The organism is Citrobacter sp. KTE30 (assembly GCF_000398825.1).
Lineage (GTDB): Bacteria > Pseudomonadota > Gammaproteobacteria > Enterobacterales > Enterobacteriaceae > Citrobacter > Citrobacter freundii.
Genome location: NZ_KB976056.1, coordinates 346,857 through 360,619 on the forward strand (window position 1 = coordinate 346,857; position 13,763 = coordinate 360,619).

The window sequence follows — 13,763 nt, forward strand, 5'->3', positions numbered from 1 at the left end:
TCTGCGTTCTGGTTTGCTTTCTCGTTAAGGGTATCCAGTGCGCTGTCAATGGCCGTGCGGATGTTCTCATCCTGCGTACTGCCGATGGTTTTCATTACTGCGGTAAACAAATCTGGTTTCATCGTCGGGTTCTCTCTGTGTTTTCAACCTGACGCCATTCTGCCGTCCCTCAGACAACAACTCGATTCATTGCCGTTGTCGCAGACATGGCACAAACAGGACTTAAAAACCCGGCTGGCCAGAGAAAGGTCGCAGGTAAACCCCTCTCTCTGTTTGTTTTTTTACATATAACTATTCACTACTGTTCACTCAGTATAAAAATATAAGTAAAACAATAAATTAAAGAGTGAACAGTTGAGAGGAAAGTGTTCACCAACTGTTCACTACTGTTCACTGGTCTGAACATCCCGAATGTAAATTTTATGCGGTATATCCTATTAATTCATGCTGTTAGGGTGATTAAATCAATTTGCATTTCACTTTTGAAATCTCCAGTGCCTTATAACTCCTTCCAGTGCCTTTAAATGGTCTTGAGTAAAAAAACAGCACCCGTTGTTCCGTGCTTTGTACAATTTCCCCCTGTTGCATTGAGAAAAAATATTCACAAAATAGAGCGCTACCTGATACCGGACGGACACGTCCGGATCTCTGCGGATATTAACGAGGTAGCGTTATGCACACAGTTTCATCAGTACCATCTTCCCCCACCACCGCGCACCCGATGCCGGTTTCAGCCCCGGCTCAGGAGCGTTTTTTACGTCTCCCGGAAGTCATTCATCAGTGCGGCCTGTCCCGCTCCACGCTCTACGATTTAATCGCCCGCAATGCTTTCCCGGCGCAGGTTTCCCTCGGGGGTAAAAATGTCGCCTGGCTGCAGTCTGAAATCACGGCGTGGATGGAAGAGCGTGTCGCGCACCGCAACCGGAAATACGACGCATGAATCAGAGCCGTTTTCACAAAGCCCCTTTTTCTGGCTTGCATCCGTTGTGTGTTTCCTGGTACAGTTTCGTCGCTGTCGCAAAATCGACAGCCGGAATTGGCGTTCCGTGTAACTCAATGGCGACAACAGACGCGCTATGCGTCTTTTTTTATGTCGTAGCTCAGACACACCCATTTTCCGGGCTGTGGTGTTTATGCGTACACCACGGTTCCTGTCAGATAATGGTAGTCCGGGCGGGGCAGCCTTCGGGCTGGCCGGTATTCATTGAGGCCGGTTACGCCAACCCCGTTCGGGCTGCCACCAGTGAAATTGGCGTTTCCGGTGGTAGCAGCAACCGCTACTCAATGGAGATTGCCATCATGGCTGCGACCCTCACCCCGTCACACCCGCAGTTTGTCTTTATGTTTGCCGCCGTCCGTCGCGCAGACCGTAAACCCCGTATCTGTATGCTCCGCACCGTTGCCGGTGACGAGCTGGCCGCCCGCCGCACCCTTGTCCGGGAATACGTGCTTTCCCTTGCCGCCCGTCTGCCGGTTATGGAGGTGTCACATGCATAATAAAAACACCCCTCAGACCGTCTCAGCGCGTCGTGATGACCTTAACCCCATGCAGGAACACCTCAGCATTGAGGCGTACCATAAACTCAATCGCGCCAGCGCCGTCTCACAGTTCGTGGGAGGAGATTTGCTGCGCCGTGAACTGAACGGTTTACACCAGCTATACCTGCCGCAGATTTTTAGTTATATCCATGAGGACGTCAGCTACGTCCTGGAAGAACTGAAAGCCAAAGGCCTGTGCCGTGACTTTCTCGCCACGACGTCGGGAAACGGAGGGGAGCACCATGTTTGATTTCCCTCAGCCGGGCGAAACATATCGCTGTACAGGATTTCCTGATGTGGTGGTGTCGGGCGTGCTGGCCGACGGTATTCCGTGGGATATGCCGTACCGCTGTCCGGGGCTGGTCTGGAACCCGTACCGGCGCACCTACACCATCCTCATTCGTATTATTGCCGGTGGCTGTATGGCAGAAATTCCGCTCAGTCGTTTTTTGCGGGACTTTACCTGTGAGCATCCCGATGTATTTAAGCGCAACCCTGACAACCGCCATGCCGTATTGCGCGAAATAGCAGCCGACCCGGCATTACAGCAATACCGGGCGAGGAATATCGATAACTATCCTGATGATATTCCCCCGGTTAAACGTCCGGCGCCGGTGGCGCATAAATGGCGGAATAATTTCAGGCCGGAAACGGAAATAAAACCGGATAACAGCTACCGCCATTATCTGTAATTAAAAACGACACCCAAAAATAAAATGTGCGTATCTGCGCAGGGATACGCACGTCCTCAGGAGACGAAATAATGCCTGTTAACAGTACGGAACGGCCGCAGAATATAAACCAGCCCACTATCAGCCGGGCAGACCTTGAATGTCTCGAACATCTTCGCAATGTCGGCCAGCTCGTCGGCGACCTGATGCAGGTGCAGGACTGCACCTCTTTGCGCCACAATCCGGCACAGCAGCTTCAGCTCACCTCGGTGATTTACCTCATGACTGCCCGGCTTGACGGCGTGGTCGACCGCTGCAATCAGCACTGGCTGACCGGGGAGGGCAGTGTATGAAAACCGCATTATCTCCCGTTCTGCGCGCTGCGCTTTACCGCCGGGCGGTCGCCTGTGCCTGGCTGACCCTGTGCGAACGTCAGCACCGCTACCCGCAGCTCACACTCAGTACGCTGGAAAGCGCCATTGCGGCCGAGCTGGAGGGCTTCTACCTGCGCCAGCACGGCGAGGAAAAAGGCCGTCAGATTGCCTGTGCCCTGCTCGAAGATTTAATGGAAGCCGGACCACTCAAGGCCGCCCCGTCGCTGTCCTTTCTCGGGCTGGCCGTGATGGATGAACTCTGCGCCCGCCATATCACCGCACCGGCACTGCACTGAGGGAAAGCACCATGAAAATGAACGTAACGGACACCGTAAAACAGGCGTGCGGCCACTGGCCGAGCATTCTCCCGGCGCTGGGGGTAACGGTCATCAAAAACCGCCATCAGGCCTGTCCGGTGTGTGGCGGCTCCGACCGCTTTCGCTTTGATGATAAAGAGGGGCGCGGGACGTGGTTCTGTAACCAGTGCGGCGCGGGAGACGGTCTGAAACTGGTTGAGAAAGTATTCGGCGTATCGGCCTCCGAGGCCGCCGGGAAGGTGAACGCCGTGACCGGCAACCTGCCGCCGGTTTCCCCGGAGTTGACTGCGGCCGCAGACGCTGAAACTGAGGCAGACCGCAAAGCCGCCGCCGCGCTGGCCGTAAAACTGACGGAGAAAGCCCGACCGGCCACCGGCAACGCCTACCTCACCCGCAAGGGCTTCCCCGACCGGGAATGTCTGACGCTCACCACCCTGCATAAAACCGGCGGTGTGACTTACCGCGCCGGTGATGTGGTTGTCCCGCTGTATGACGATAGCGGCGCACTGGTTAACGTCCAGCTCATTAACGCGGACGGTCTCAAACGCACCCTGAAAGGCGGTCAGGTGAAAGGGGCGTGTCATATTCTCGACGGGAAAAAAGAGGCGGGAAAACGGCTGTGGATAGCGGAGGGCTACGCGACCGCGCTCACCGTGCATCACCTGACCGGCGAAACCGTCATGGTGGCGCTGTCGTCGGTGAACCTCCTTTCTCTGGCGAGCCTTGCCCGTCACAAATATCCGGCCTGCCGGATTGTGCTGGCCGCCGACCGTGACCTTAACGGCGACGGCCAGACCAAAGCGTCTGCGGCCGCAGAGTCCTGCGAGGGCGTGGTCGCCCTGCCGCCGGTGTTCGGTGACTGGAATGATGCGTACACACAGCACGGCGGAGAGGCCACGCGTAAAGCCATGTATGACGCCATCCGGCCACCGGCTGACAGCCCGTTCAGCACCATGAGCGAGGCGGAATTTACCGCCATGAGCACCAGTGAGAAAGCCATGCGGGTACATGAGCATTACGGCGAAGCGCTGGCGGTGGATGCGAACGGGCAGCTCCTGTCCCGTTATGAGGCCGGTATATGGAAAATCATTCCGCCGTCGGACTTTGCGCGCGACGTGGCCGGGCTGTTCCAGCGCCTGCGCGCCCCGTTTTCGTCGGGGAAAATTGCCTCGGTGGTCGACACCCTGAAACTGATTATTCCGCAGCAGGACGCCCCGGCACGGCGGCTGATTGGCTTTCGCAACGGGGTGCTCGATACCAAAAGCGGAGTATTCAGCCCGCACAGCAAAACGCACTGGCTGCGCACCCTGTGCGATGTGGATTTCACCCCGCCGGTCGAGGGGGAAACGCTGGAGACGCACGCGCCGAATTTCTGGCGCTGGCTCGACCGCGCCGCCGGTTCGCGCGCCGATAAACGTGACGTGATACTCGCCGCACTGTTTATGGTGCTGGCGAACCGCTACGACTGGCAGCTCTTTCTCGAAGTGACTGGTCCCGGCGGCAGCGGGAAAAGTATTCTGGCCGAAATTGCGACCATGCTCGCCGGGGAAGATAACGCCACGTCGGCCACCATCGAGACGCTGGAATCCCCCCGCGAGCGCGCGGCGCTGATTGGCTTCTCGTTGATACGTCTGCCTGACCAGGAGAAATGGAGCGGTGACGGGGCAGGACTCAAGGCCATTACCGGCGGGGATGCGGTCTCCGTTGACCCGAAATACCGCGATGCGTACTCCACCCATATTCCGGCGGTGATACTGGCCGTGAACAATAACCCGATGCGCTTCACCGACCGCAGCGGCGGGGTGTCGCGTCGCCGGGTGATAATGCACTTCCCGGAACAGATTGCCCCGGAAGAACGTGACCCTAAACTGAAAGATAAAATCGCCCGGGAGCTGGCCGTCATCGTGCGCCAGCTCATGCAGACGTTCAGCGACCCGATGACCGCGCGTACTCTGCTCCAGTCGCAGCAGAATTCCGATGAGGCGCTCAGCATCAAGCGCGACGCTGACCCGACATTCGATTTTTGTGGCTATCTGGAGGCACTGCCCGAGCCTGACGGTATGTATATGGGGAATGCGAATATCATCCCGCGACAGCCGCGCCTGTACCTGTATCACGCCTATCTGGTTTACATGGAGGCGCACGGCTACAAGAACACCCTCAGCCTGACCATGTTCGGCAAAGGGCTGTCATCGATGCTGAAAGAGTACGGGCTGAATTACGGTAAGCGACGAACAAATCAGGGGATACAGACGAACCTTGCGCTCAGGGAGGAAAGCAACGCCGACTGGCTGCCCCGGTGCGATGAAACCACCGCGACATAACCTACCCGGACCGGCATCAGCCGGTCTTTTTTTACCTGAAATCCCGGAAAGTGAACAGTAAAGTGTTCACTGTTCACGGACTATTCACAGCATATCACATTGAAATTAAAGACAAATAATGGCGAGTGAACAGTGTGAACAGTTTTCCGTAAAAAAAGTTTTTTTCGTAGTTTGAGCTTGTGCGAAAAATAAGCACATCCGCTCATGTGTATAGCGATGTGTATATTATTGATGTGTTAAATATTTTTAAATCAATAAAAACATTACGTTACACGTGTTTTTTGACTCCTGTGATCTTCCGCCAAAATTCCTCGTGTTAGTTCTTCTTAAATCACATCTCTTTTTAGCTTTCTATATCCGGGATCGATCTCTGGCATACTACGTTGATTGCAGCGTTATAAGTCTGGTTAAAACGGAGGCGACATGACAGATAAACACCTACCACAATCCCCGACAGGCGAATTTATTATGTTTGCCAGCAGTGATGGGAGAGTACGTGTTGAATGCCGCTTTGAAAGCGATACATTATGGCTCTCTCAGGCAACGATCTGCGAACTGTACGGAAAAGCTAAAGCCACTATTAGCGGGCATATTAAAAACATTTTTGAAGATGGTGAACTTGAGGAAAATTCAGTTGTTCGGTTTTACCGAACAACTGCCAGTGATGGGAAAAACTACCAAGTTCAATATTTTAGCCTGCCATTAATACTTGCTGTTGGTTACCGCGTCCGTTCGTCCCGCGGCATTCAGTTCCGCCAGTGGGCAACCCAAACACTCCAGGAATACTTGATCAAAGGTTTTGTGATGGACGATGAGCGGCTGAAAAATCCGCCTGTTGGTTCTTCGGCTGTACCTGACTATTTCGATGAGATGCTGGAACGCATCCGCGATATTCGGGCCAGCGAGCGCCGGGTTTATTTACGGGTGCGGGAGATCTTTGCGTTAGCCGCCGACTATCAACCGTCGCTAAAAGAAACCACGCAGTTTTTTCAAACCATCCAGAACAAACTACATTTTGCCTGTACCGGCCATACCGCCGCTGAACTCATTCATCAGCGAGCTGACGCCAGCCAGCCGCATATGGGGTTGACCAGCTATAAAGGTGAAGAGGTACGTAAGGGTGACGTGACGGTGGCAAAAAATTATCTCACCCAAGATGAGGTCAGCGAACTCAATCGCGTGGTTAACATGTGGCTGGATTTTGCCGAGGATCAGGCCCGTCGCCGTCAGCAGGTCTTTCTGCGTGACTGGCAGGATAAGCTGGATCAGTTCCTGCAATTTAACGACCGTGATGTTCTACAAGGCGCAGGTAAAGTCAGCAAGAAAATGGCCGATGAAAAAGCGCAGGCGGAATATAGTCAGTTTGCTGAACAACAACGGCGCTTAAAAGAGGCCGAAGGTGAGAAGGATATTGCTGCTTTGCTACAATGGAAAAAAAGAACCTAAAAAATAGTTCAGCGCCTACCCCCAAATTCCACAAGCAAAATCATTTGGGGGTTCTTATGGGGGTTACTCATTTATCCAATAAAAAATGTCAATTTCAAATCAATGAGTTAAGTATCAAATACGACTCCTGTGATCGCTAAAATCACCTACTTGACTTGCACTGAATGGTAGATTGCAAGGTGATTCAATTTTACTTTCTCTGTGTGCATTAACTTCATTTTTTAATGAAGTGGGTTTCTTTTTTATTCTTAACATATTCATCAGGTACACTTTTATACTCTCTGAATCCATTCTTTATTAGAAATGGAGTCATCTGATCTAATGCGCCTTCACTAACAGTAATATTAACTTCTTTATCATTCAAAAGTAATAATGAGCAATTTAGAAGAAGTGTACCTAAACCGATATTATTGAAGTTTTTATCTATGAAAAAAGTGGATATCTTATGTTCTAATGGGCTGATTTTTAAAACTGATAATCCTGCTAACTTTTCATTTACAGCGGCGACCAAGACCAAACGGCCATCTGGCAATGATTCATTATGATTATAATAACTATATATAGAATCATTTTTCTTATTATTAAAATGGCGAATGTAATTTTCTTTATTTACAACGGCATCCTTTACTAGTTTTGAGTCATACCACTTCTCAAAACATGGATAGTTTTGATTAGCATTTGAAAATAATTGTCTAACTTCATTATCTTGAAAATCTTGATAACTATCCAGCATAATAAGTTGAACATTTCCAACTGATGGGGGCATATCTAGATGCAGTTTTCTCAAACCGCTTCTATCTAACTCATTGATTTTATACATTACCCCCCCTATATATAAATATCATCTTTTTGATACCATTCCTAATAATATAGCACATTATATTATTTCGCAACTTGTATAAAGTTTTTTAGAAAATCATAAACGCCATTACTAACAATGCTGACAACAATAACGATAAACAAGTAAATTAATATAGTGAAAATAGGTGATTCAGTCTGTCTAAACTTGGCAACGGCAATAAAATCCGTCATATTGCTGCTTTTACCTTTTTCATCATCATATTCTTTAGCATCTTTGATTTTAGGCTGACAATCTTTCTCCCAATGGTAGATCATGGATGACTGTTCATTTTTGAAAATATTATCCTCAAAATATTTTTTCCAAGTTTCACCCTCGAGAATTCTACATTTTTTAAAGCTCTGACCAGAATGTGACAATTGATATTCATCAGTCTCATCTCTGATCACAAAGAGATGATATTTCGATGGACATGAAACTGCGTTTGCTAAGCTTATGCGAACATCTTTTGGCAATACACGTAGCTCGTTAACTCTAAAATCAATAACAATCAACTCATCTTTGAAGGGGGTAAGATACTTATCTGAATTCTCAGTCTTGTGTATTAATGCATTAATTTCCTCTTCCAGTAGATCTTTTAATCTAAATCGAATATAGTACTGAAGATTTTCATTATGTTCTATTTCACCATGACTGGTTTTATCTAAAGCACACTCTGATAATTTAAATGAAAGCTTCGTAAACTCATGGTTTACAACTACTGATGCTCTATTATCATATCGCCCATTTAACTTATTGAAATCCAAACTCGTATTCAAAGCTAATGGATTGTTTTTTTGCGAAGCAAGGTTATAAATAACATGCTTAGTTTTTATGTTTTTTGTCGCCAGTATGTGATCATTAAAGATAGCTGAAACCAAATCTTTGTTCACCTCCATCTTCCCACTCAAATCCTCAACTCGATCTTCTGTGATCGGAAATGGAATGATGACGTTAAGATTCAGGTCTTTATTGTAATCATTTTCTGTGTAAGAAAATTTTATTCCAAAATCTATACAATTGATAAGAGGTTTTCTTGTACACCAAAAATTTATATGTAACTCATCTATACTAACATTCTGTTTTTGGGTATTATCTATTTCACCTTCAACCCAAACAGCGAAACTTTTAGCCATGGTTAAGCCTATCCTTATGAGTATAAAACCGAGGTTTTCTCATGAGATTATAACACAAAAAAAAGATATTGAAATAAGGAAGAAAATTGGTAAGGAATTTTTGGCAGGAAATAATGTATTTATATATTCAACATCCCCAGAGAAAAAAATAATTGGCTCATTTCAAATAGACTCAATATTTGAATTCGATATGTATGAAGTTACTGATGAACTTTTACTACGTTCATGCCTTTCGAGAAATGAGATGCTTAATTATATCAAAAACGACAAAGCCTATGCCATAAAAATTAAAAATATTCAAGTAATAAGCCCAGTAAGCTTAGAAACATTAAGAAACAAATTACTAAACTTCAGACCTCCTCAGTCGTACATGTATATTAGTACTCATCTGTTAAATATCATCAGTAACCAGAGCAAAGAAGAATAAAATAATTAGTTCTTGGGTTGTATTCCTTTTTTACGTAATGCCTCCCTCGCCAGTTCTTTCAACCAACTGGCGAGGCTTACCCCTTCTTCTGCCGCTACAGCATCAAGTTGTTCCTTCAATGCCGGATCAATACGCATTTTGAACTGCGGCGATTGACCGCCGCCTTTTGGTTTTTTTTCGCGCGATATGATTGAAATGTGGCCACCTATCCAACTATCTTAATCATATAGGAGGCCACCAAAAGCCTTCTACACTAGCAACGCCCCGTTGTGCGGGAACACGTCTAACCTCACCAACTATCAAGGAGTTGATTATGGCTGATTCGCATTCTACCCCAGACACTGACCAATCCGGAATCGAACGTTCGGTAATTGTGGGATATCGCCCGAATGTTTTCGACAAATCCACACCAAAAATTATTCTTTCCGGCAAGTGGCTACGCGAAGCGGGGTTTGATACCGGGCGACAGATTACCGTAAAAGTGATGAATGGCTGTATCGTCCTGATGGTCTATGGCGAGCAGGAGCAACGGTTGCAGGATGAGCTGCAAGAGGCAAATCAGAAGCTGAACAGAATTGAGAGCACGCTGGCGACTCTACAGTGAAGTGCGGCTGAACATGCAAGCAGTACTTACAGGTTCACTTGGTGCCGGATGGCGCTTGTGCTTATCCGGCCTACTCTCCTGGAAAATGAAGCCAAAGTGTAACGGGAACCCAAACAAATGAATCACCACGAAAAACCAGACACCATCTTTTCGATTGACGACGATGAAAAAGTCGAAGAAATAAAAATTCAGTTACTGAAAGCCAAGATTCAATGTGCACAATTTGATATTCATTCTGATAATATTGTTAACGGCGATAATTTCTTTGATGAATTAATGGAGCCTAATAAATGAAAAAAGCATTATAAACTTACGGGCAATAATCAATAATTATGATATTTGAAGCAGCAACTCATTATCCATGAATCAGAAACGCATTAGAAATCATTCAATCACTACACTAAAAATCATAATAAAAATACTATCCTGATGGCCTATGCCAAACGATAAACATGACAGCACAATAAACACCATATTATAATCCCGCTAAAAATACACAGGCATCCTTTTTCTTTAATCAGGAAGGGACAGCCTCGTTTCTAATAAATTAGATTATTGGGTTACATATGAAAAACGTATTCATGGCAATGGTTATCGCTCTCGTCACTATCACCGCATCATCTACTGTTTTCGCATGCCCGAAAGGAGAACACCCGCACGGCGGTACTGGCTCACACCATAAGGGCGGCTGGTGCTCGTATGATCAGTAAAATTGCCATTCCTGTCTTGTTATTGCTCTGTTTTTCAACGCCTGTACTGGCAAAATCGACATTGAATATCGACGGCAACTCGCTTTATCACGGTTATCAGTTGTATGAGAAAGGTTTTGATTATTTGAATGTTCGGGATGAACAGACAGCAGTGATGTATATGTCTTTTGTTGCCGGTGTAGCGGGGACACTATCAAAAGAAAATATCATCTGTAATGAAAGCATAACCATTGGACAGGAAGCTGATATTGTTGGTAATTACCTCCAGACCCATCCTAAAGAACGAACAAAATACAGTCCTTCTGAATTGGCCATGATTGCTTTGGGCAAAGAACTTGCTTGTAACAAAAATAGTAATAGCTAGCGCTGTACGCAGCTTATTTACTGGATGGCGCTAACGCTTATCCGACCTACCGCTTCCCCAAAAAATAAAGCCGCTGACCCATTAATCAGCGGCTTTTCTGTTACTTACAATCCCGTCAGAAATTGTATTTCACGCCCAGCATACCGCGGGTATCGCTGTAGCCTTTGTCGCCGATCTGTTGGGCCACGTTGCTCCACACGTTGAGGCGCGGAGTAATTTGACCTTCAACGCCCACTTTCAGCTCGCCGATATTCTTCGTGCCGCGCATGTCGTTGCTCACATCATCCATCTTCACGCTGGTCGTCTGCGTGTTGTGGATCCAGTTGGCTTCGACAAACGGCTGGAACTCGCGTGATTTGCCGTCGTCGATGGCGTTGTGACCGTTGATAAAGGCTTTCACACCCAGACGGGTCATCAGGTTGCCATCGGTGTTGTCTTTCACGCGGGTACCGTTCGCTTCGCGGTGGCTGTCGGCCTGCACGTCCATCCATACCACCTGCGCTTTCGGTTGCAGCCAGTAGCTGTTGCGCTCGTTTTCACCCAGTTTGAAGCTGTAACCCGCTTCAACAGAAGCTGTTACCCCGCTAGATTTGTATTTCTCTGTCGCCTGCTCCTGGCCCATCACTTTGTTATCAAACCAGTTGTACAGCATCCAGGTGTCTACGTAAGTGCCGGTTTTGTCTGCGTCATTGGCATACCAGGTGCCGTACAGTCCCACGCTGTAACCGGTAACCTGACCACGTGAATAGTAGCCGGTCAGGCTGGACTGCGTGTGGTTCTGGCTGTTGGCGTAACCTGCCATTGCGCCGATGTGCCAACGGTCGAGGCCGTCGCTACTCCACTGCGCCAGATCACCGCCCAGCTGCAACACATAGCTGTTGCTTTGGGTTTTCAACTGCCCGCTACCGTCTTTAAAGCGGGTATGCGCCCCGACGTTACGCATCCACATACTGGTGACTTTTTTCTCGCCCGTCAGCATGTCGATGTACTGCGTTTCGCCCAGACGATCGTGCAGTCGGGTCATAAACAGCGTGTTAGCGGCGTAGTTGTTCGCCAGATAACTGCCTGCTTCCGGGCGGTATTGCTGCTCGGTGACCGGAGGTGCGACAGGTATTTCCGGCTCAGGGATTATCGGATCGACCGGGTCTGGATCGACAGGACCTGGGTCAATAGGGTCAACCGGATCCGGGTCAACGGGGTCTGGGTCGATGGGATCTACCGGGTCCGGATCGACCGGGTCCGGTTCTTCCGGATCCGGCGGAGCAGGAATAAAGCTGGTTAGATACCAGTTGCTGCCCTTTTGCACCACGTTATAGTCGTACGCACCAGCAACAATACGGCCTGCTTTCTCAAAAGTACCGTCAGAATTACCGGCTACTTCGATGATCTCAATACCTTCAACGGTCTGCGCCCCGGTTCCGCCAATGTTGTTCACCGCCACAAACGCATTACCCGCGGTGTTGCCGAGCACTTTCAGCTTGTCGGTTTCGGAGGTGTCGTCATTCAGGACGGTATTGAAAACCAGTTTGCCGCCGTTGCCGGTGAAATCTTCATTAATGGTAAGCGTCTGCCACGGTTCGCCGTCAGTATGCCCAAAGTTCACCACTGACCCGCCGTTCAGCGTCAGGTCGGTGAGCGTTGAGCTGTTGGTCATGTTCCAGGTCGCATCGCTCATTTGCAGCGAGATAACCCCCGTTCCGGCCGAGACGCTGGTGATGTATGACGCCCCACTCCACAACGAGTTGTCGGTCATGTTGAGCGTAATGGTACTGTTTTGCTGCGGCAGGCTGCTGGTCGCGGCAGTCGCGCCAGCGGCGTGAAGATCACCGTCGATAAGGAAGCGCCCGCCAGCGGAGCCGTCTACGGAGCCGCCCGTTTCGGTGCTGATGGCATAACTTTCATTGCTGTGATTGCCCGCCATAGTAATGGCGGCGCCGCCAGCCAGGTTTATTGCCCCGCGTGAAGTCGCATACAGACCGCGTGGCGCTTTGCTGTAAGACGCCGCTTTCGCCGAATTGTTTACGTTGATCATCGCGTTTTCGCCGAGATTCACGGTTGCATTGGTGGAATAAACCGCATGGGCGCTGACGCCGTTGACCGTAATCGTGGCATTGTTGCCCAGTTCCGTTTTGGAAGATGAGGCGGCATAGATCCCTGTCGAGGACGCGCCCGACGTCTCGATAGTGGCGTCATCACCAAGGCGGATCGAGGAGCCGCTCTGCCCGGTGCGAAGACCTTCTGAACTGTCACCGATCGTCACAATGTGTGCCCGATCGCCGACGACAATCGTATTTTTGGCCTGCGTAGCGTCTTTCATTGCGTTTGCAGTGATACCACGCCCCTGATAACCGGTGGTTTGAATATACAGATCGTCGCCGACGTATATGTTGGCTGAACCTTTCCAACCCTGGCTATAGGAGTTGTAACCGGCGTTAATACCGTCACCATCCTGACCGTCCACATAAATGCTGGTGCGATCTCCGGTGATGATAAAGACCGGGTTATCCGGCGTATTGGCCCCGTGCGTGCGAATACCGTCAACATCTTTACCATTGTTGGCAGCATTCTTCGACTGTGTGCGGATCGTCAGGTCATCACCGAAAATAACGCCTGGGCTACCCGTCGCGCTATTCTGAATAACGGTAATGGAGTGCTCGAAGGCTTCTGCTCCTGGCCCATTGAGCGTTAACCCATTGCCAAAAACAGGAATGGTGCCAGCACTCCATTGATAAACATAATTCGGCGTAGCGCTGGTTTTAGCGAAACTGGCATTCGCCTGTGCAGGAAATAAAGCCTGCAACTCCGGGGGCAGACTACTAACCAGACCGCTGGAAGGAAGACTATCAACATCAATCCAGGCTGCATGGGCCGAAAATACCATAGAAGTTAATGCGGCTGAAACCGCGATGGCAATACGAGAGTAAGATTTGGGATTTGGCATATTAGCCTCCTGCTATTAGGCGTAGAGCGTCCACCACATCGCAAGGATGTGAAATAATAAAAATCAGAAATG

At 49.0% G+C, this 13,763-nt stretch carries 16 protein-coding genes; 12 read left to right on the forward strand and 4 right to left on the reverse strand.

Annotation, left to right across the window (positions count from 1 at the left end):
- Positions 1–673 precede the first annotated feature (673 nt).
- The 8 genes from WC1_RS01765 (at position 674) to WC1_RS01730 (ending at position 6,671) form a co-directional block, all read left to right on the forward strand.
- Positions 674–940 carry a helix-turn-helix transcriptional regulator gene (locus WC1_RS01765; RefSeq protein WP_016149632.1) on the forward strand — a complete coding sequence of 89 codons (267 nt, stop codon included), beginning with the start codon at positions 674–676 and terminating at the stop codon, positions 938–940.
- Positions 937–1,497, forward strand: coding sequence for a host cell division inhibitor Icd-like protein (locus tag WC1_RS24250; RefSeq protein WP_016149633.1), 561 nt, complete (start codon positions 937–939; stop codon positions 1,495–1,497). Before WC1_RS01765 ends, WC1_RS24250 begins: the two co-directional genes overlap by 4 nt.
- Complete coding sequence (locus WC1_RS01755; RefSeq protein ID WP_016151189.1) at positions 1,490–1,789, forward strand: derepression protein; 300 nt, start codon at positions 1,490–1,492, stop codon at positions 1,787–1,789. Before WC1_RS24250 ends, WC1_RS01755 begins: the two co-directional genes overlap by 8 nt.
- Complete coding sequence (locus tag WC1_RS01750) at positions 1,782–2,231, forward strand: hypothetical protein (protein ID WP_016151190.1); 450 nt, start codon at positions 1,782–1,784, stop codon at positions 2,229–2,231. Before WC1_RS01755 ends, WC1_RS01750 begins: the two co-directional genes overlap by 8 nt.
- A 71-nt stretch (positions 2,232–2,302) precedes the next feature.
- The gene (locus WC1_RS01745) at positions 2,303–2,563 is read left to right on the forward strand and encodes a hypothetical protein (RefSeq protein WP_016151191.1); all 261 of its coding nucleotides are present in this window, start codon (positions 2,303–2,305) and stop codon (positions 2,561–2,563) included.
- Positions 2,560–2,880 (forward strand): DUF5375 domain-containing protein, encoded by a 321-nt coding sequence (locus tag WC1_RS01740; RefSeq protein ID WP_016151192.1) that lies wholly within the window; start codon positions 2,560–2,562, stop codon positions 2,878–2,880. The genes WC1_RS01745 and WC1_RS01740 overlap by 4 nt, the downstream gene beginning before the upstream one ends.
- Positions 2,881–2,891: 11 nt before the next feature.
- On the forward strand, positions 2,892–5,225 hold the full coding sequence (locus tag WC1_RS01735; RefSeq protein ID WP_016151193.1) for a primase-helicase zinc-binding domain-containing protein: 2,334 nt from the start codon (positions 2,892–2,894) through the stop codon (positions 5,223–5,225).
- A gap of 423 nt (positions 5,226–5,648) precedes the next feature.
- Positions 5,649–6,671: a virulence RhuM family protein gene (locus WC1_RS01730; RefSeq protein WP_016151194.1), complete on the forward strand. Its 1,023-nt coding sequence runs from the start codon at positions 5,649–5,651 to the stop codon at positions 6,669–6,671.
- A gap of 214 nt (positions 6,672–6,885) precedes the next feature.
- Here WC1_RS01730 and WC1_RS01725 read toward each other — a convergent pair whose 3' ends face one another.
- The gene (locus WC1_RS01725; protein ID WP_016151195.1) at positions 6,886–7,491 is read right to left on the reverse strand and encodes a GNAT family N-acetyltransferase; all 606 of its coding nucleotides are present in this window, start codon (positions 7,489–7,491) and stop codon (positions 6,886–6,888) included.
- A 62-nt stretch (positions 7,492–7,553) separates the two neighbouring features.
- Positions 7,554–8,645, reverse strand: a complete 1,092-nt coding sequence (locus tag WC1_RS23130; protein ID WP_016151196.1) for a hypothetical protein — start codon at positions 8,643–8,645, stop codon at positions 7,554–7,556.
- Between WC1_RS23130 and WC1_RS0123015 the strand changes: the two genes are divergently transcribed.
- Positions 8,644–9,072 carry an ASCH domain-containing protein gene (locus WC1_RS0123015; protein WP_050567874.1) on the forward strand — a complete coding sequence of 143 codons (429 nt, stop codon included), beginning with the start codon at positions 8,644–8,646 and terminating at the stop codon, positions 9,070–9,072. The genes WC1_RS23130 and WC1_RS0123015 overlap by 2 nt on opposite strands.
- A 5-nt stretch (positions 9,073–9,077) precedes the next feature.
- On the opposite strand, the gene WC1_RS0123020 is transcribed toward WC1_RS0123015, so the two are convergent.
- Positions 9,078–9,269, reverse strand: a complete 192-nt coding sequence (locus tag WC1_RS0123020) for a toxin-antitoxin system HicB family antitoxin (protein ID WP_032948214.1) — start codon at positions 9,267–9,269, stop codon at positions 9,078–9,080.
- Positions 9,270–9,385: 116 nt separating this feature from the next.
- On the opposite strand from WC1_RS0123020, the gene WC1_RS01720 reads away from it, so the two are divergent.
- The 3 genes from WC1_RS01720 to WC1_RS01710 all read left to right on the forward strand — a co-directional run bounded on the left by WC1_RS01720 (position 9,386) and on the right by WC1_RS01710 (position 10,750).
- Positions 9,386–9,676 (forward strand): SymE family type I addiction module toxin, encoded by a 291-nt coding sequence (locus WC1_RS01720; RefSeq protein ID WP_016151198.1) that lies wholly within the window; start codon positions 9,386–9,388, stop codon positions 9,674–9,676.
- A gap of 117 nt (positions 9,677–9,793) precedes the next feature.
- Entirely contained in the window at positions 9,794–9,970 is a 177-nt protein-coding gene (locus WC1_RS01715) for a hypothetical protein (RefSeq protein WP_016151199.1), read from the forward strand.
- Positions 9,971–10,375: 405 nt separating this feature from the next.
- Complete coding sequence (locus WC1_RS01710) at positions 10,376–10,750, forward strand: Rap1a/Tai family immunity protein (protein ID WP_016151201.1); 375 nt, start codon at positions 10,376–10,378, stop codon at positions 10,748–10,750.
- A gap of 115 nt (positions 10,751–10,865) precedes the next feature.
- Here WC1_RS01710 and misL read toward each other — a convergent pair whose 3' ends face one another.
- Positions 10,866–13,691, reverse strand: coding sequence for an intestinal colonization autotransporter adhesin MisL (misL, locus tag WC1_RS01705; RefSeq protein WP_016151202.1), 2,826 nt, complete (start codon positions 13,689–13,691; stop codon positions 10,866–10,868).
- Between the last annotated feature and the right edge of the window lie 72 nt (positions 13,692–13,763).

Bases quoted from the DNA above. Each gene is read 5' to 3' on its own strand.
- WC1_RS01765 (WP_016149632.1), top strand. From the start codon at position 674: ATGCACACAGTTTCATCAGTACCATCTTCCCCCACCACCGCGCACCCG.
- WC1_RS24250 (WP_016149633.1), top strand. From the start codon at position 937: ATGAATCAGAGCCGTTTTCACAAAGCCCCTTTTTCTGGCTTGCATCCG.
- WC1_RS01755 (WP_016151189.1), top strand. From the start codon at position 1,490: ATGCATAATAAAAACACCCCTCAGACCGTCTCAGCGCGTCGTGATGAC.
- WC1_RS01750 (WP_016151190.1), top strand. From the start codon at position 1,782: ATGTTTGATTTCCCTCAGCCGGGCGAAACATATCGCTGTACAGGATTT.
- WC1_RS01745 (WP_016151191.1), top strand. From the start codon at position 2,303: ATGCCTGTTAACAGTACGGAACGGCCGCAGAATATAAACCAGCCCACT.
- WC1_RS01740 (WP_016151192.1), top strand. From the start codon at position 2,560: ATGAAAACCGCATTATCTCCCGTTCTGCGCGCTGCGCTTTACCGCCGG.
- WC1_RS01735 (WP_016151193.1), top strand. From the start codon at position 2,892: ATGAAAATGAACGTAACGGACACCGTAAAACAGGCGTGCGGCCACTGG.
- WC1_RS01730 (WP_016151194.1), top strand. From the start codon at position 5,649: ATGACAGATAAACACCTACCACAATCCCCGACAGGCGAATTTATTATG.
- WC1_RS01725 (WP_016151195.1), bottom strand. From the start codon at position 7,491: ATGTATAAAATCAATGAGTTAGATAGAAGCGGTTTGAGAAAACTGCAT.
- WC1_RS0123015 (WP_050567874.1), top strand. From the start codon at position 8,644: ATGGTTAAGCCTATCCTTATGAGTATAAAACCGAGGTTTTCTCATGAG.
- WC1_RS23130 (WP_016151196.1), bottom strand. From the start codon at position 8,645: ATGGCTAAAAGTTTCGCTGTTTGGGTTGAAGGTGAAATAGATAATACC.
- WC1_RS01720 (WP_016151198.1), top strand. From the start codon at position 9,386: ATGGCTGATTCGCATTCTACCCCAGACACTGACCAATCCGGAATCGAA.
- WC1_RS01715 (WP_016151199.1), top strand. From the start codon at position 9,794: ATGAATCACCACGAAAAACCAGACACCATCTTTTCGATTGACGACGAT.
- WC1_RS01710 (WP_016151201.1), top strand. From the start codon at position 10,376: ATGATCAGTAAAATTGCCATTCCTGTCTTGTTATTGCTCTGTTTTTCA.
- misL (WP_016151202.1), bottom strand. From the start codon at position 13,691: ATGCCAAATCCCAAATCTTACTCTCGTATTGCCATCGCGGTTTCAGCC.